Source organism: Vibrio sp. 11986-1-5, assembly GCF_963878025.1.
GTDB classification, from domain to species: domain Bacteria; phylum Pseudomonadota; class Gammaproteobacteria; order Enterobacterales; family Vibrionaceae; genus Vibrio; species Vibrio injensis.
The window spans coordinates 531031-548216 of the sequence record NZ_CAWNVW010000011.1 but is presented as its reverse complement, the minus strand read 5'-3'; the positions used below and the strand labels follow the sequence as shown (position 1 = coordinate 548216).

The following is a 17186-nucleotide window of genomic DNA, read 5'->3' as shown; positions in this document are numbered from 1 at the left end:
AGCAGATCTTGCTTAGTCTCGTTGCTCAGATGCGCACTTCTATTATGAATAGTTTATTACGATACACCATAGGCTTATCTGGCCTAATGTTGCTAATTGGATGTGGTGAAAGTATCGAACATCATCAAATCCGCCAATCTGGATTTGTCTACTGTGGACAAGGTAGCCCTAGTACATTTAACCCTCAGTTGGTTGATAGTGGCATCACTTCCGAAGCTTTAAGTCCACAATTGTATAATACCTTGCTCACCATAGAGCCAGATTCTCATGTCGTTCAACCAAGCCTTGCCAATGAATGGTATGCAACAAATCAAGGAACTGAGTATATTTTTACCCTACGTTCAGACGTTCAGTTCCAAACTACACGTTGGTTTACTCCAACTCGGACATTAAATGCAGAAGATGTCGTTTTTAGTTTCAAGCGTATTATTGACCCTACGCATCCGTTCCATAATATCAATAACGCTAGCTACCCTTGGTTTACGAGCTTAAATATCCCTAGTACCATCAAAGACGTCAAAGCGTTAAACACTAATACAGTAAAATTTACCCTGACTCGACCAGATAATACCTTTTTGGCTAATATCTCTACAGCACACGCCGTTATTCTCTCTGCGGAATATGCACAGCAACTGCAAACCCGCAATCAATTAGCAAATATTGACACCCATCCTGTCGGTACCGGACCATTCTATTTGGATGAATATCAACCCCTTGACCTGATTCGCTTACGTCGTCATCCGCACTATTGGAATGGACCAGCAAAAATGCAGCAAGTTGTTTTCGATATCTCCCAACGTGGTACCGGAACACTGGCCAAGTTATTGCGTCACGAATGTGACGTGTTAACATCACCCATTGCTAGTCAATTACCGATCATCGAAAATCAGCCACATCTTTCTCTCAGCTCTAAACCGGCGATGAATATTGCTTTTATCGCCGTGAATACTTCCCATCCGGCACTGAATGATGTTCGAGTACGTAAAGCGCTCAATTTTGCGATCAATCGGCAAAATATCTTAGATTCGGTGTACTACGGTACTGGCAGTATTGCTTATAACCTACTGCCGCCCAGCTCATGGGCCTATCAACAAGATACGGTACAAATTCGCTATGATCGTAACTATGCACTCGCTCTATTACGTGAAGCTGGCGTATCATCAGGTTTGGAACTCACCATGTCGGTTCCTAATGAGCCTCGGGCCTATAACCCTAGCCCAAGAAAAACGGCGGAGTTGATCCAAACTCAATTAGCCGAGGTTGGTATTACGCTACATTTGGTTACGGAAGATCGTCTACAGCGAGGTGAACTGTCACAACGTACCGAGGTCGATTTACTGCTGACCGGATGGATTGGACACACCAGTGATCCGGATAATTTCTTACGCCCTTTGCTTTCTTGTAGTGCCAATCGCGCAGGACTAAATGTCGCTATGTGGTGTAATGATGATTTTGATTTTCTCCTTGATCTGGCAAGGGAAGTTGAACGACCACGCTATCGGCTAAATCTTTACACTCAAGCACAAAACATCCTTAACCAAGAGTTTCCAATTATTCCTTTAGCGCATGGTAAACAATTTAAAGCGTACACAACCTCACTGTCTGGTTTTCAGCTAAGTCCGTTTAATGTACAACCTTTCAATACTATCGAGAGGATCAGTCAATAATGTTTAGCTATACGTTTCGTCGCTTTAACCTCTTTGTGGTGACTTTATTTATTCTAACCTTAGTCGGTTATAGCCTACTGAGATTAGAGCCTAACGCCCATGCACTAGAAAAAAACTATTGGTTAGGCTGGTGGTCTTATGTGCAAGATCTGGCTCGTTTTAATTTTGGTGTCAATAAAAGCGGTACACCAATCATAGAAGAACTGTGGGTCGTCTTTCCTGCCACTTTAGAACTGTGTCTCATCGCTTTTACGCTTGCTCTTGTGATTGGAATTCCTGTCGGCACCATTGCTGGAATGAAGCAAGGTAAATGGGTAGATACAGCGATCTCTTTTACCTCAATTTCTGGTTACTCTGCTCCGATTTTTTGGGTTGCACTGATGATGATCATGCTATTTTCCCTCAATTATGAAGCACTGCCCGTGGCCGGACGTTACGATTTGCTTTATCAGATTCAACCCATTACTGGCTTTGCATTAATTGATGCCTTTCTTGCTCAAGGACCAGATCGTCATTATGCGCTACAAAGTGTCATTGAACACATGATCTTACCTTGCTTAGTCTTAGCTTTAGCCCCAACCACTCAAGTGATCGGATTAATGCGCGCATCGGTTTCCAACATCATGACTCAAAACTATATCCGTGCCGCTCGTATTAAAGGGTTATCGTATTATCGAATTATCACCCAGCATGTTCTTCCTAATGCGATTCCACCGATTATCCCTAAATTTGGTTTTGAGCTCTCTAGCATGCTGACCCTGGCGATCATTACTGAATCGATTTTTAACTGGCCTGGTATTGGTCGATGGCTACTAGAAGCGCTCTCTAATAAAGATTATGTTTCCATGCAAGCAGGGGTAATTGTGATTGGGGTATTGGTATTAACCGCCAATATTTTATCCGATCTCGTCGGAACTCTCGTCAACCCTCTGATAAGGAAAGAGTGGTATGCTAACAAATAGTATTTACCAAGAAGAGCACATCCCTACTCAATTTGAGCGTTTTTGGCGGAGTTTCAAAGCCAATAATCTCGCAATGTTTGGATTGTGGTGTTTGTTAATCATCCTCTTTCTCACGCTGACTTCCTATTGGATCACGCCTCACGATCCTCACAGTCAATCCGGTGAATTACTGATGCCGCCATCTTGGGATCCTAGCGGAACCGTTAAATTCTTTTTAGGCACTGATGACTTTGGGCGTGATATTTTATCTCGCCTGATTGATGGATCTCGCTCAACGTTGGGCGCAGGATTATTGATTACTTTTATCGCAGCACTGATAGGATGTTTAATTGGAGTCTTAGCCGGAATGACTAAAGGGCTGTTATCAAGCACTCTCAATCATTTATTAGATACGGTCATGTCTATCCCTTCCTTGCTACTGGCGATAATCTTCGTCGCTTTTTTAGGCCCTGGAGAATTTAATGTCTTACTGGCGATCGGTTTGGCTTTAATTCCACGTTTTGTTCGCTCGGTCTATATCGCTGTGCATAACGAGGTAGAGAAAGATTATATTTTGGCCGCTCGTCTTGATGGAGCGAGCGATATTTACCTCTTGTGGTATTCCATTTTACCTAACGTACTGCCCGTCATTGCGGCAGAGATAACGCTGGGACTTTCAGTGGCCATTTTAGATATTTCTGCCCTCGGTTTTTTAGGTCTAGGCGCTCAATCACCCAGTACCGAATGGGGAGCCATGCTCGGTGATTCCGTCGAGCTGATTTACTTAGCACCTTGGACAGTAACCCTACCCGGTATCGCGATTATGTTTACCGTGGTAATGATTAACTTAGTCGGCGAAGGCGTGCGTCAAGCCTTAAACGCAGGAGTGGAATAATGCCTCTGTTAGATATTCGCCATCTCACAATTGAAATTGATACGCCGCAGGGATTAGTGAAAGCCGTAGATCGGATGAGCTTAACCATGAATGAAGGCGAGATTCGGGGCTTAGTGGGTGAGTCTGGATCAGGTAAAAGCTTAGTCGCTAAAGCGATTGTAGGTGTGAGCAAAGATAACTGGCGTATTACCGCCGATAGGATGCGTCTTGGTAATATTGACCTACTTCAACTGACACCACGTGAGCGCAGACGAGTCATCGCTCGTGACATTGCCATGATTTTTCAAGAACCCTCTACCTGTCTTGATCCTTCTGATAAGGTGGGTGAACAGTTAATTGAGTCAATTCCTTTTCGCACTTTTGAAGGGCGTTGGTGGGAACGATTTACTTGGCGCAAAAAGCAAGCCATTGCTTTGCTGCATAAAGTCGGTATCAAAGACCATCGTAAAATCATGGCAAGCTACCCTTATGAGCTAACCGATGGTGAATGCCAAAAAGTGATGATTGCCATGGCTATCGCGGCAAAACCGAAATTACTGATCGCCGATGAACCGACAAATGACTTAGACCCCATTACTCAGTCACAAATCTTGCGTTTACTCAGCCGAATGAACCAAGTCAATAATACCTCTATTTTGTTAGTCGGCCATGACTTAACCACCATTACCCAATGGGCAACCCGCATCACTGTTATGTATTGCGGTCAATCCGTGGAATCCGCCGATACACCTAAGATCATGACTGAACCTAAGCACCCTTATACCGTTGCGCTTCTCAAAGCGATGCCCGATTTCAGTGACTGGATCCCTCACAAACAGAAACTGCAATCATTGCCAGGCTCCATTCCCCCGTTACAGCATTTACCTATTGGCTGTCGCTTAGGGCCCCGTTGTCCGTATGCTCAGCGTCAATGTGTCGAAGTCCCGGCCACTCGGTTTATCAAAAGCCATAAATTCGCCTGTCATTTTCCACTGAATATGGAGTCATAAGCATGAGCGCTTCACTGCTAGAAGTTCATCAATTATCCAAAGATTTTGTGAATCGCTCTGGTCTGTTTCGTAAAACCATTCACCATGCGGTCAAACCAGTGAGCTTTAGCTTAGAAGCTGGACAAACCATCGGTTTCATCGGTCAAAATGGCTCAGGAAAATCGACCCTAGCACGTATGTTAGCGGGCGTAGTAGAGCCATCAGGCGGCGATATTTTTGTTAATGGCGAGCGTTTGGCGCATCAAGATTACAGTACACGTTGCAAATTAATTCGGATGATTTTTCAAGATCCAAATACCTCGCTAAATCCGCGCCTACAAATAGGTCGAATTTTAGAAGGCCCACTGAAACGTAACACCAGCATGACACCAGAAGCACGAATGAATCGCGTAAGAGACACCTTGCTGCGCGTAGGCCTGCTTCCTGAACATGCTTACTTTTATCCGCAAATGTTAGCTACCGGGCAAAAACAGCGGGTTTGTTTGGCTCGGGCGCTGATTTTACAACCTTCGGTAATCATTGCTGATGAAGCGTTAAACGGTCTAGACATGGCTATGCGCTCACAAATCATCAACCTTTTCTTAGAGTTACAGGAAGAAATGGGCGTCTCTTTTATTTATGTTTCACAACATATTGGCATTGTTAAACATATCACGGATAAAATCATGGTCATGCATGAGGGTGAAGTTGTTGAGTCAGGTGACACTTTACAAGTCTTAGCTGATCCCCAGCACCCCATCACTCAACGGATGATTGAAAGCCATTTTCAAAAAGCACCGAACTTTAAGTAACGGCTTAACGGATAACATAAAGTAGTATTTAACTGTGGTGATCACTGATGGAATACCCTATCGAATAAACCAAAGGCCCAAATTATTGGGCCTTTGTTCTCTCTATCACAGTATTAAGCAGACTTTTGTTTGCCCAATTCTCTATCAAATTCATCGGGAAATAAAACTACCCCTTCTTCATTTTCATTCGGACAAACTACAACCGAAAGATCATCATCTGCCAATCCAGGAGTCCAGCGACTACGCCATTGGTTAAGAGGAATCGACTGCGCTTCACACTCTGCCCACTCACCAGTGGCCCATGCCTCAGCTAACTCACGATGTGGCCAAACGGGCACACACTCTTCGTCTTCAGTATTGAGCATCACACAGCCATCTTGATCTTTTAAAATCCAGATTTGCTGATTGGCCACAATGTGTTTAAGACAATACGTTAAACGTTGTTCAGAATCATACTGATTGACGGCAGCGATTTGTTCGGCACTAAGTGAATTAGACATAATATACTCCGCTTTTTTTAAGCCCAAAATGATACCGTAATTTCATCATTACACCAGCTCCGTTTCCGCCATCGCGACAACACAAAATTCACCCGCACCGCTTTATCTTGCTCACTAACGGTGCTGTCACTGCACAGATTTCGTGCATGATTTACACGAAAAATCATTTAGTTAATGTTACGCACTGAGTTTGAAAGCACTTATCCACAGAAAATGTGGATAACCAACCAAACGATAAAAACCTACTCTTTGAGATAAATTAACCAATACCAAATCCCCACAAACACACCACCACCGACAATATTGCCTAAGGTGACAGGAATTAAGTTATCGACAATAAAGTTCATCATGGTTAAGTCCGCATACTGAGCAACATTTGCTCCAGTCATCTGCCAGAAAGCCTCAGGAGCTACATATTTGATACCAATCGCTAATGGCACTTGGTACATGTTCGCAATACAGTGTTCAAACCCCGAAGAAACAAACATCGCCACGGGTAAAATCAGCACCATAACTTTATCTGTTAAAGAGCGAGCGCTGAAGGTCATCCATACGGCTAAACAGACCAAAATATTGCACATCAACCCAAGTGAAAAAGCCTGTAAAAAATCATGATGAAGCTTATGCTCAGCAATCGCCATAGCATTGAGCCCCAATTGCCCACCATCGTCCATAAACTGCTTGGTTGATAACATGATCGCTACGAGCAACACTGAACCACATAAATTACCAAAATAGACCACGATCCAGTTTTTGACTAACTGTGGCCAAGAAATTTTCCCACTCGCTTTAGCGACCAAGGTTAACACCGAGCTGGTAAAGAGTTCTCCCCCCGTGATCACCACCAAAATCAATCCCAGGCTGAAGGCGATTCCTCCGATAAGCTTAGCAATACCGTAGGGAATGTCTTGTGCGCCAGTGGTTACTACGGTGTAAAACACAAAAGCGATACCGATGTGAATGCCAGCAGAAATCGCCAACAAAAACGATTTATACATAGGTTTAGTGGCTTTGCTTTCTCCAGTGACGGCAGCACGTTCCGCCATTTGTGGGGGAAGCAAAGAGTCGAATTGGTTCAGATCCATAATTAATGTTACATTTTGATACAGGTAAAAAGAGTGGCGGATAATCGCTCTATTTCCTTTTTTGTTCAAGGGGTATTATGGCCGTTTACTAAAAATGTTTTACATCCCGATGCATGCCGCTTTTTCTCGGTCCTTGAACTGGATAAAAAAAGCCCATAATGGATTAAGATAACAGTTCTCTATGTTTATGATTGCGTCTTTTTCTTTCGCCGATTAAGGTGAATTTAAATCAACCATAGTAAGGGTTTACGATGAAATTTTCTCCACAGCACCTAGACGAGTTAAATCTGCTGATTCAATTTGATGTCAGCAGCGCAGCAACGGGTATCAAGGTACACAGCGATGCTCCAGAAGCACTCCAAGCCGCAGCTAAACGGCTTCACGAAAAGGGCTTATGCAGCTTACCGGATGGTGGCTATTTAACTCACGAAGGGATTGAAATGGCTGAACTTACTCAACGTCTTTTGCATGTGTTAACTCACGCTTAATCTTCTTCCATCAAACCATGCGATAATAACGTTAACTTTCAGCTCATCATTCACGATGGTTTTGGGGTTAACGCTATTGTCCTCTCAGTGACAAGCTCTCTAACACCCCCCTACCAATAGGTAATCGTATGCAACGTATCGCCATTATCGGTGCAGGTTGGCTGGGCCAACCACTGATTCAACATCTCAAGCAACAAAATTATTACGTTTGTGCCAGCCGCACCAATCTATCAGGTGTCGAGCAATTGCACACACAAAGTGTGGATGGTTTTGTTTGTCAATTACCAGAAGCCTCTAGACTTACCGAAGAATTACTGACCTTTCGTTGCGATGCACTGATTGGCTGCTTTCCTCCCGGTTTTCGCAAAGGTCAAGGCAGCGATTATCACACAAGCTGGCAAGCTTTAGTTCATGCGGCACAACAAGCGGGTATTCGCAAAATCATCATGATCAGTTCCACCAGTGTTTATCCGGATCAGGCACAAATCATGCGGGAAGAAGATGCCTCTTTAGTTCAGTGTGAACAAAACCCTATGTTTTCAGAGAAAGCCAAAATCATGCTATGCGCCGAACAAGCCGTGATCGATAGCGGTATCGAGTATGCTATTTTGCGTTGCAGCGGGTTAATCGGTCCCAATCGTCACCCTGCTCGCTTTGCGGCTCGTCTTTCTCAAGTCAGCGATAAAGCGCCCGCCAATATGGTCCATCAATACGATGTATTACAAGCGATTACTTTTGCGCTGACGGAGATTAGCAACCAAATTGTTAATGTCACCACACCGACAACCGTTAATAAAGCCGAGTTTTACCGAGCGGCTTTGTCTGCAGTCCAATCGTCTCATCCTTTACCACCGATTGTTCATTTACCGGATAAACGAATTGTCAGTGATAAGCTGATCACGATGGGATTTCATTTTCACTACGCTAATACATTAGAGGCGCTGCACGGCTATGAGTAAACGTCTTTATCAACATTTAGAAACTCTGTGGCAATTTATGCAGATGAAACACGAGTTAAAATCTGCGGATGTCATCATTGTTCCAGGTAGCAATGATATACGCGTTGCCGAAGTTGCTGCAGATTTATATCAAAAGGGCTTGGCACCTTGGGTATTATTCTCTGGCGATAAAGGGCGTTTTACGGAAGATTTATTTGAGTACAGTGAAGCAGAAACCTTCGCGATGGTCGCTAAAGAGTGTGGCTTACCCAGTTCTGCAATCTTATTAGAAACTCAAGCCACCCATAGTGGTGAGAATGTGTGTTTGAGTCATCAATTACTTAGTGAGAAAGGTATTCAGGCTTAACGTTTACTGATTGTGCATAAGCCATATATGGAGCGGCGTGCTTTCGCGACCTTTACTAAACAATGGCCAGCAACGTTGACGTCTTTGCAAGTGACCTCTTCTGGCGGAGATTTTTTTGATTACTTGACCGAATCCCTGACACTCGATGTAGTACTCCATGCCTTACTGGACGATTTTCAACGTTTGTTGGATTACCCAGCACGAGGTTTTCAGATCCCACAACCGATCCCCGATGAAGTGCAGCAAGCTTATCAAACCCTTAAGCGGTTGTTTTAAACATTCATGATTAGGGGCAAATGAAGACTTGCCCCTAGTCTATTGAGATGATTGACTGCAAAGAATGTCGTGAATAGAACTCAACGCCCAAGCGCTTGTTTATAGTGCTGACGGCATACCGAGACATAGCGATCATTACCACCAATATCGACTTGGTCACCTTCGCTAATCGCATTGCCATGTTCATCAGTCCGAATCACCATGTTCGCCTTACGACCACAGTGACAAATGGTTTTTAATTCAATCAGTTTATCCGCCCACGATAATAGATATTTACTTCCCTCGAATAACTCACCGAGAAAGTCAGTGCGTAAACCGTAACACAGCACTGGAATATCTAATTTATCAACCACTTCCGTTAATTGATAAACCTGTTCACGAGTTAAAAACTGGCATTCATCAACCAGAACACAATGCCGAGTTTGTTCAGTATGGAGTTGAGTTATCGCCTTCAGTAAATCGGTATTTTCATCAAATAAATGAGCATCGGCTTCAAGGCCAATCCGTGAACTGACTTTTCCCACCCCAAATCTATCATCGATAGCAGCGGTAAAAATTACTGGGGTCATACCCCGCTCTTGGTAGTTAAACGACGATTGCAATAAGGTGGTTGATTTACCCGCGTTCATTGCGGAGTAATAAAAATACATCTGAGCCAACGGAGAGGTTTCCTATTAAAACTAAAAAGCGCGCCATTGTAGCAAACCATCATCAAATGTGGACGCTTATTAGCAATGAGGGTGCTTTTCGATAGATTAAGGCGAATGTTTACGATCAAAAAGGGCGGCCAAAGCCACCCTCTTATCATTAACCGATCATCGTTTACTGTGCTTTTTCTTTAGCTGCCGTCACGGCAATCGCTAATTCTTCAAGGGCGGCAGGGTTAGCCACACTTGGCGCATCCGTCAATAAACAAGCCGCGGCGGTCGTTTTCGGGAAAGCAATCACATCACGGATGTTTTCCGTTCCACACAACAGCATCACTAAACGGTCTAAGCCAAATGCAAGACCAGCGTGTGGTGGTGTGCCGTATTTTAGTGCATCTAACAAGAAACCAAACTTCAAACGTTGCTCATGCTCATCAATACCCAGCAAATCAAATACCGCTGATTGCATGGTCGCATCATGAATACGAACAGAGCCACCACCAACTTCATAGCCGTTTAAGACCATATCGTAAGCATTAGACAATGCATTACTTGGGCTAGCTTTTAATTCTTCTGCCGTCATATTCAACGGAGCAGTGAATGGGTGGTGCATCGCCGCAACATTGCCTTCGCTGTCGGTTTCAAACATAGGGAAGTCAACAACCCACAATGGTGCCCAAGTTGCCCCGTTGGTGATGGCCAAATCTTTGCCTATTTTAAGACGTAAAGCACCCATCGCTTCCGCGACAACATTGGCATTATCTGCGCCAAAAAGAATGATGTCGCCATTCTCTGCTTGAGTACGCTCAATAATAGTTTGCACAATCTCTGCATTTAGGAATTTAGCGACTGGCGATTGGATACCCTCCAAACCAGCAGCGCGATCATTAACTTTCAACCACGCTAAACCTTTCGCGCCATAAATAGCAACAAACGCGGTGTATTCGTCAATTTGCTTACGCGATAGTGCTGCACCACCAGGTACGCGAAGCGCAGCAACGCGGCCTTTTTCATCATTGGCAGGACCAGAGAAAACTTTAAAATCGACGTCTTTCAGTAAATCTGCGACATCAACCAGTTCCATTGGGTTACGCAAATCAGGCTTATCACTACCAAAACGACGAATCGCTTCGCTATACGGCATGACTGGGAACTCACCCAAATCAACATCCAATAGTTCTAGCCACATCTCACGAATCATTTTCTCAGTTACAGCGCGTACTTGATCCGCCGTCATAAATGAGGTTTCAATATCGATTTGAGTAAATTCTGGTTGGCGATCGGCACGTAAGTCTTCATCACGGAAACACTTAACGATTTGATAATAGCGGTCAAAGCCAGACATCATTAGTAACTGTTTGAATAACTGAGGAGACTGAGGTAGCGCATAAAAACTGCCTTTGTGCACTCGACTTGGGACGAGATAGTCACGCGCACCTTCTGGTGTCGCTTTGGTCAATACTGGTGTTTCAATGTCCAAGAAACCATGTGTATCAAGGAAGCGACGGACAAAACTTGACGCTTTAGCTCGTAACTTAATCCGATCGCTCATCTCTGGACGACGCAGATCTAAATAACGGTATTTGAGACGCTGCTCTTCCGAATTCTTTTGATTAGAATCTAAAGGTAAAGCTTCAGAGCGGTTGATGATCTGTAAGTCTTTAGCCAGCACTTCCACTGCGCCCGTTGCCATATCTTGATTGATTTGACTGTCTGGACGAGCGCGGACTTCACCGGTTAATTTAATGCAGAACTCATTACGTACTTGGTTTGCGATGTTAAATACATCCACCATATCGGGGTCGACAACAACCTGAACGATACCTTCACGATCTCGCATATCAATAAAAATCAGACCGCCTAAATCACGACGGCGGTTAACCCAACCGCAAAGTTCTACTGTTTGTCCAACAAGGGACTTGTTCAGGTGACCACAATAATGGCTACGCATAATGAAATTCCCAACCTCTATTTAATTCATCTTATTCCTAGCCGCAGAGCATCTCGCTGCGGCGCATGATTCCATTTATACGCTGAAAAAAGTTGAAAATCGACCTTCCAGAATACAATTTTGCTGTGTTTTCCTCTGCTCTGCTTTTTCCGTACAATAATCAAGCAAAATATGCACAAAGCATCGACAGTAATAAAATTGGCGCTGATTATAACGCTAAAATAACGTATTCTTCAAAGAACTCATGCTCGCCGACAAGAAAAACCTCATCAGCACAGAGATACCTCTATCACTGGAAGTCAAAAGAGTACAAATCGTGACAATGACAAACTTACCATTACGTCTAGGACTGACCCTATGGTCACACGCTGGTTGGCAAGGGCGTTTTTATCCTTCTGGTAGTTCAGCGGCCGATCGTTTAGCGCACTACGCAACCGTTTTTCACACCGTCGAAGGTAATACGACGTTTTATGCGTCGCCCTCGCCACAAACGGTGAATAATTGGCGAGCCGCAACCCATGACCATTTTCGGTTTACATTTAAGCTACCGAAAAGTATTACCCATCAGCATCAGTTGGTTGGATGCCAAGGCGAACTCAAACAGTTTTTACAATTAATGGCTCCACTGCATCAGCGAATTGGTTTATGGACCATACAACTGCCGGCTTCGTTTAGTGCCGTGCATTTTGGTCATTTACAAAAGTTTTGCCGTTATTTCCCCAAAGATTTCCCATTAGCGGTAGAAGTACGTCATCGTGACTATTTTGCCAAAGGTGAGGAAGAGCGCCGTTTTAACCAATGGTTGATTGAACAGGGAATCAATCGAATTATTATGGATAGCCGCCCTGTTTTTGCTGCCGAGCCAAGCAATGAAACGATTATTGATGCACAAAAGAAAAAGCCGAAAGTACCCGTCCACGCATTAGCCACGGCCGATAACCCCATGATTCGCTTTATCGGCCATCCTGATTTAACCGCGAATTACGCTTTTTTTAAGCCTTGGCTACAAAAGTTACCTCAATGGATCGCCGCCGGAAAACAACCCTATCTGATGATTCATACGCCAGATAATTTTTACGCTCCAGAACTTGCCGTTGATTTATATCAACAGCTACAAACCCGTCTTCGCCATGCACTTCTCAACGAAAGCGCTGCCAATCAAACGGTGTTACCAGACTTAACTGCTTTTCCTGCCCAAAATAGTCAGCAAATGTCGATTTTTTGACGACACCTTGTGACCCACTCTGGGTATATAATGACAGGCCATCAAATTTTTCATAAAATGCCTCACTTTTTTATCCAACCAGTCACTTTATTCCTCATTATTAACGAGGCTATGCCTACTACGTAATAAAGTTCGTAATAAGGTTATAGTTATAAAGGACAGGTGAAATCAAGCGTGCATAAGGTTTACTCATGGCCAACAAAGACACCATATTCTCCGCTCCTATTGATAAAATCGGTGATTTTACCTTCGATGAGAGAGTGGTTGAAGTCTTCCCCGATATGATTCAGCGTTCGGTTCCGGGATACAGTAATATTATTTCCGCAATTGGTATGCTCGCCGAACGTTTTGCTAAGCCGCACTCCAATTTGTATGATCTTGGCTGTTCATTAGGTGCAGCGACCCTATCGATGCGGCGTCATATCCAACAAGAAGGGTGTAAAATTATCGGCGTCGACAACTCATCGGCGATGGTGGAACGTTGTAAACTGCACGTGAATGCTTACCGTTCTGATACGCCAGTCGAGATTATCGAAGCGGATATTCGTGATATCCAAATTGAAAATGCCTCAGTGGTGGTGCTTAACTTCACACTGCAATTTTTATCTCCTGACGATCGTTATCGCCTACTGGAAAATATTTATGCTGGATTACGTAGTGGCGGCATACTGATTATTTCTGAAAAGTTTATTTTCCCGAATCAAACGGCCCACGAGCTGCTGATTGATTTGCATCATGACTTTAAACGTGCCAATGGTTACAGCGAATTAGAGATTAGCCAAAAGCGCAGTGCTATTGAAAATGTGATGCGCCCAGACTCAATAGAAGCTCACAAAGCACGCTTTAAAGCCTTAGGTTTTTCCAGCTATGAAATGTGGTTCCAATGTTTTAATTTTGGGTCGATGTTCGCCATCAAATAACTGAATCGTACTTTGTGGGATTACCTCAAATAACCAGCACGCTTTTTCCTTCATGGTAGATATGGGTTCTCTACCATGAGGTTTGTACTCATTAGGAATAGATAATTATGTTTAATTTTGGTCCACTTTATCAGCGCATTGCGCAAGACACCCGTTTACAGCCTTGGTTAGAGGTGTTACCGAAACAACTTGCTGAATGGCAAGCGAAACATCATGGGGATATGGAGCGCTGGTTACGTGCTTTAAAAAAAATTCCAGAGGCGAGCCCAGATCATATTGACTTGAAAGAGTCGGTGTCGGTGAGTAATACTCAACCTTTGCCTGAAGGCGAGCAAAAAAAACTAACCAGCCTATTAAAAACGCTCCATCCATGGCGTAAAGGTCCTTATTCATTGCATGGCATTCACATTGATACTGAGTGGCGCAGCGACTGGAAATGGGATCGTCTTCTACCTCACATTTCCTCTCTTCAAGGCCGTTCAGTATTGGATGTTGGTTGTGGTAATGGCTACCATATGTGGCGCATGCTCGGCGAAGGTGCGTATCAGGTGATGGGTATCGATCCATCTGAGTTGTTTTTAATCCAGTTTGAAGCTGTGCGTAAATTAATGGATAACGATCAACGTGTCCATTTGGTGCCGCTTGGTATTGAACAACTCCCTGAATTACAAGCATTTGATACTGTATTTAGTATGGGAGTATTGTATCATCGTCGTTCACCACTGGATCACCTTCTCCAATTGAAGAATCAACTGGTTAGCGGTGGTGAATTAGTCTTAGAAACACTGGTGATTGAAGGTGACGAAAATGCCGTTCTCGTCCCTTTTGATCGCTACGCTCAGATGCGTAATGTCTACTTTTTCCCATCAGCGCTGGCCTTAAAAGGTTGGTTAGAAAAAGTTGGATTTGTAGAGGTAAAGATTGTCGATGAGAACATCACCTCGCAAGATGAGCAACGCAGTACCGAGTGGATGACTCATAATTCATTACCTGATTATCTGGATAATGAGGATCCCAGTAAAACCGTGGAAGGCTACCCTGCACCACGTCGAGCAATTTTAATTGCTCAGAAACCATAATTGACACAGCCTTAACTCGTCAGGCTACGGATAAGTCTACCCTAATGGATGAGATCAGCGCCGCTAGGCGCTGATCGATGACTTAAGTATCGAGATCATCCCTTAAGTCATCGAGGGTATAACGAATGAAACCATCACATAATAATTAAGGTTGCCAATGTTTAAGCGAATAGCTCCCATCGTCGCACTAAGCCTACTTTCAGGCTGCACCCTATTGAAGGGAGATGAATATCATCAGGCTACGCTGGCCGCACTTCACCAATCTGAATCGAACATTGCTAATAAAATTGTTAATTTAGAACTCCATATCAGCAATCAGATGGATTATATCGATAGCCTTGAAGGTAAAGTCTCTGGTCTACAAAATGAGATGTATGAGCTAAAAAACCTCGCCAACCGACCGATCATCATCAATGAACCATCGCAATCTGCTGACTCACTCGTTACGGTGAATGCTACTCAAACGATACCCCGTCAAGATCTGGTATTAGGTGAAATAGAACGCGTAACCATCGACAGTATTAAACAGTCATTTGATGCTCGAATTGATACTGGTGCAGCGACTTCTTCGCTGAATGCGGTAGACGTTGAAGAGTTTGAACGCAATGGCAAAAATTGGGTACGATTCCACCTTACTGGCGATAATAGCGTCAAAGACGATAGTAATTGGATAGAAGCCCCTATTCTCCGCTATGTTCGTATTCGTCAATCCACCAACGAACAAACCGAGCGCCGTGCTGTGGTCGAATTATGGGTGAAATTGGGGCCTATTCATCAAAAATCTCAATTTACCCTCGCTGATCGCTCACAAATGACCCATCCTATTTTATTAGGTCGGGAATTTATTCGCGATATAGCCGTGGTGGATGTAAGCCGTCAATACATTCAGACAGAAACTAAAGCAAAATAAGGCCCATTATGACGTCACGAATTCCGTTTTATCTATCCATATTCTTATTGATTGTGGTTGGGATTACTTTAAGTGTCATGCGTCATCAAAGCTATGGTGTACCATGGACACCCGGTGAAACTCGCCAAGTCTGGGACATTGAAGCGCGCATTGAATTTAACGCGCAAGGCCGAGAAGTCAAAGTCTCTCTCGCTGCACCTCATACTCAAGATGGCTTTACGCTGATTGGCGAAAATGCTTCTTCTCCGGGTTACGGTATTTCTTATGTCACCACGGAAAGTGGTCGCCGTGCAGAGTGGACAATTCGTCAAGCCAAAGGCCCACAGACCATTTATTACAAAACCCAGTTCTTAGTAGACCCACAAGCTAACGCGCTGCCCGTCCCTCCGAGTACGCCTATTGTTAGGCCGACATTTGACGGTCCGGATGAAACCTCAGCCATTGCACTTATCGAGCAAGCTAACCGCCGCTCCGCGAATGACGTAACCTTTACTCGCGAACTGATTAAAGCGCTCAACGAAGCAGAAAATCAAAATGCTGCATTGCTGCTTAATAGAATGAGTAAAGTGGATGCGGCGCAAAAACTCCTCTCTTATGCACAAATCCCCAATAAAGTGGTCGGCGTCATTCGCCTTGAAGATGGGCGTCGTCGCCAATCGATCCAACATATGAATCAAGTCTGGGATGGTAATAAGTGGGTGCTGTTTAATCCAGAAACTGGCACTCAACCGACTCAACCCAATTTGTTGGTGTGGGATGAATCGAATGTTTCTTTACTTGATGTGATGGGTGGGCAAAACAGCCAAGTCCATTTCTCTATGATTGCGCAAGATGTCTCGCCTCAACAGGCGACCAACAGCAAAGTCAGCGCCGATGGATTATTAAATCTGTCTATTCATAGCTTACCGCTTGAAGAACAAGCGATGTTCAAAAATATCATGTTGATCCCTATCGGTGCACTGATTGTGGTCTTTTTACGTGTGATCATTGGCTTAAAAACCTCGGGGACTTTTATGCCCGTTTTGATTGCCGTCGCGTTTGTACAGACCCAATTAACCACTGGGATCATCGGATTTTTATTGATTGTCGGCACAGGCTTAATTATTCGTAGTTATCTCTCCAAGCTAAACTTATTGCTGGTCGCTCGAATATCGGCGGTGATCATCTCGGTGATATTGATCATTTCAATGTTCACTGTGGTTGCCTTCAAAATCGGCCTGACCGAAGGTTTAACGATTACGTTCTTCCCGATGATCATTTTATCTTGGACCATTGAACGGATGTCAATCCTCTGGGAAGAGGAAGGCGCTAAAGAAGTGATTCTGCAAGGTGGCGGCTCTTTATTGACTGCCGTGCTGATTTATTTAGCCATGACTAACCCTTATGTGCAGCACTTAACCTTCAACTTTATTGGATTACAGCTAATTGTCTTAGCGGGCATTTTATTATTGGGAACGTATACCGGTTATCGCTTAACCGAACTACGTCGCTTTAAACCCTTGGTAGACGGAGATTAA

General features: G+C 44.0%; 15 protein-coding genes and 3 pseudogenes. 14 read left to right on the top strand and 4 right to left on the bottom strand.

The features are described from left to right. Window positions 1-44: 44 nt before the first annotated feature. From sapA to AACS00_RS05435, 5 genes are read left to right on the top strand one after another with little or no spacing between them, the layout of a single operon-like run. A complete protein-coding gene (gene sapA, locus AACS00_RS05455; protein WP_110166735.1) occupies window positions 45-1667 on the top strand; it encodes an ABC transporter substrate-binding protein SapA in 1623 nt (540 codons plus the stop codon). Then, the gene (locus AACS00_RS05450) at window positions 1667-2629 is read left to right on the top strand and encodes an ABC transporter permease (protein WP_110166734.1); all 963 of its coding nucleotides are present in this window, start codon (window positions 1667-1669) and stop codon (window positions 2627-2629) included. Before sapA ends, AACS00_RS05450 begins: the two co-directional genes overlap by 1 nt. After that, window positions 2616-3503: a putrescine export ABC transporter permease SapC gene (gene sapC / locus AACS00_RS05445; protein WP_072669553.1), complete on the top strand. Its 888-nt coding sequence runs from the start codon at window positions 2616-2618 to the stop codon at window positions 3501-3503. The genes AACS00_RS05450 and sapC overlap by 14 nt, the downstream gene beginning before the upstream one ends. Continuing rightward, window positions 3503-4492: a peptide ABC transporter ATP-binding protein gene (locus AACS00_RS05440; protein WP_072669554.1), complete on the top strand. Its 990-nt coding sequence runs from the start codon at window positions 3503-3505 to the stop codon at window positions 4490-4492. Before sapC ends, AACS00_RS05440 begins: the two co-directional genes overlap by 1 nt. A gap of 2 nt (window positions 4493-4494) precedes the next feature. Further along, window positions 4495-5283, top strand: a complete 789-nt coding sequence (locus tag AACS00_RS05435) for a peptide ABC transporter ATP-binding protein (RefSeq protein ID WP_072669555.1) — start codon at window positions 4495-4497, stop codon at window positions 5281-5283. Between the two features lie 113 nt (window positions 5284-5396). Here the strand turns inward: AACS00_RS05435 and AACS00_RS05430 are convergent, their stop codons facing one another. Together AACS00_RS05430 and focA are read right to left on the bottom strand one after the other, a co-directional pair. Continuing rightward, window positions 5397-5783, bottom strand: a complete 387-nt coding sequence (locus AACS00_RS05430; protein WP_072669556.1) for a DUF2750 domain-containing protein — start codon at window positions 5781-5783, stop codon at window positions 5397-5399. A 242-nt stretch (window positions 5784-6025) separates the two neighbouring features. Next, window positions 6026-6868, bottom strand: coding sequence for a formate transporter FocA (focA, locus tag AACS00_RS05425; RefSeq protein WP_072669557.1), 843 nt, complete (start codon window positions 6866-6868; stop codon window positions 6026-6028). A 251-nt stretch (window positions 6869-7119) separates the two neighbouring features. Between focA and AACS00_RS05420 the strand changes: the two genes are divergently transcribed. The 3 genes and pseudogenes from AACS00_RS05420 to AACS00_RS05410 all read left to right on the top strand — a co-directional run bounded on the left by AACS00_RS05420 (window position 7120) and on the right by AACS00_RS05410 (window position 8937). Beyond that, complete coding sequence (locus AACS00_RS05420; protein WP_110166733.1) at window positions 7120-7356, top strand: TIGR02647 family protein; 237 nt, start codon at window positions 7120-7122, stop codon at window positions 7354-7356. A 128-nt stretch (window positions 7357-7484) separates the two neighbouring features. After that, the gene (locus tag AACS00_RS05415) at window positions 7485-8315 is read left to right on the top strand and encodes an NAD-dependent epimerase/dehydratase family protein (RefSeq protein WP_110166732.1); all 831 of its coding nucleotides are present in this window, start codon (window positions 7485-7487) and stop codon (window positions 8313-8315) included. Then, window positions 8308-8937 (top strand): annotated as a pseudogene (locus tag AACS00_RS05410) (YdcF family protein). The gene AACS00_RS05415 and the pseudogene AACS00_RS05410 overlap by 8 nt, the downstream one beginning before the upstream one ends. An 80-nt stretch (window positions 8938-9017) precedes the next feature. Here the strand turns inward: AACS00_RS05410 and AACS00_RS05405 are convergent. Then, complete coding sequence (locus AACS00_RS05405; RefSeq protein WP_110166731.1) at window positions 9018-9596, bottom strand: thymidine kinase; 579 nt, start codon at window positions 9594-9596, stop codon at window positions 9018-9020. A gap of 163 nt (window positions 9597-9759) precedes the next feature. After that, window positions 9760-11535 carry an aspartate--tRNA ligase gene (aspS, locus tag AACS00_RS05400; protein WP_110166730.1) on the bottom strand — a complete coding sequence of 592 codons (1776 nt, stop codon included), beginning with the start codon at window positions 11533-11535 and terminating at the stop codon, window positions 9760-9762. A gap of 322 nt (window positions 11536-11857) precedes the next feature. On the opposite strand from aspS, the gene AACS00_RS05395 reads away from it, so the two are divergent. The 6 genes and pseudogenes from AACS00_RS05395 to AACS00_RS05375 all read left to right on the top strand — a co-directional run bounded on the left by AACS00_RS05395 (window position 11858) and on the right by AACS00_RS05375 (window position 17186). Beyond that, window positions 11858-12760 (top strand): DUF72 domain-containing protein, encoded by a 903-nt coding sequence (locus AACS00_RS05395; protein WP_072669563.1) that lies wholly within the window; start codon window positions 11858-11860, stop codon window positions 12758-12760. Window positions 12761-12951: 191 nt separating this feature from the next. Further along, complete coding sequence (cmoA, locus tag AACS00_RS05390) at window positions 12952-13680, top strand: carboxy-S-adenosyl-L-methionine synthase CmoA (RefSeq protein WP_004395102.1); 729 nt, start codon at window positions 12952-12954, stop codon at window positions 13678-13680. Between the two features lie 107 nt (window positions 13681-13787). Then, window positions 13788-14759, top strand: coding sequence for a tRNA 5-methoxyuridine(34)/uridine 5-oxyacetic acid(34) synthase CmoB (gene cmoB, locus AACS00_RS05385; protein ID WP_110166729.1), 972 nt, complete (start codon window positions 13788-13790; stop codon window positions 14757-14759). Between the two features lie 157 nt (window positions 14760-14916). After that, a pseudogene (locus tag AACS00_RS16735) lies at window positions 14917-15106 on the top strand (ATP-dependent Zn protease); the annotation flags it as partial. Window positions 15107-15219: 113 nt separating this feature from the next. After that, window positions 15220-15669, top strand: a pseudogene (locus AACS00_RS16730) (ATP-dependent zinc protease family protein); the annotation flags it as partial. 8 nt (window positions 15670-15677) lie between these two features. After that, entirely contained in the window at window positions 15678-17186 is a 1509-nt protein-coding gene (locus tag AACS00_RS05375) for an inactive transglutaminase family protein (RefSeq protein WP_110166727.1), read from the top strand.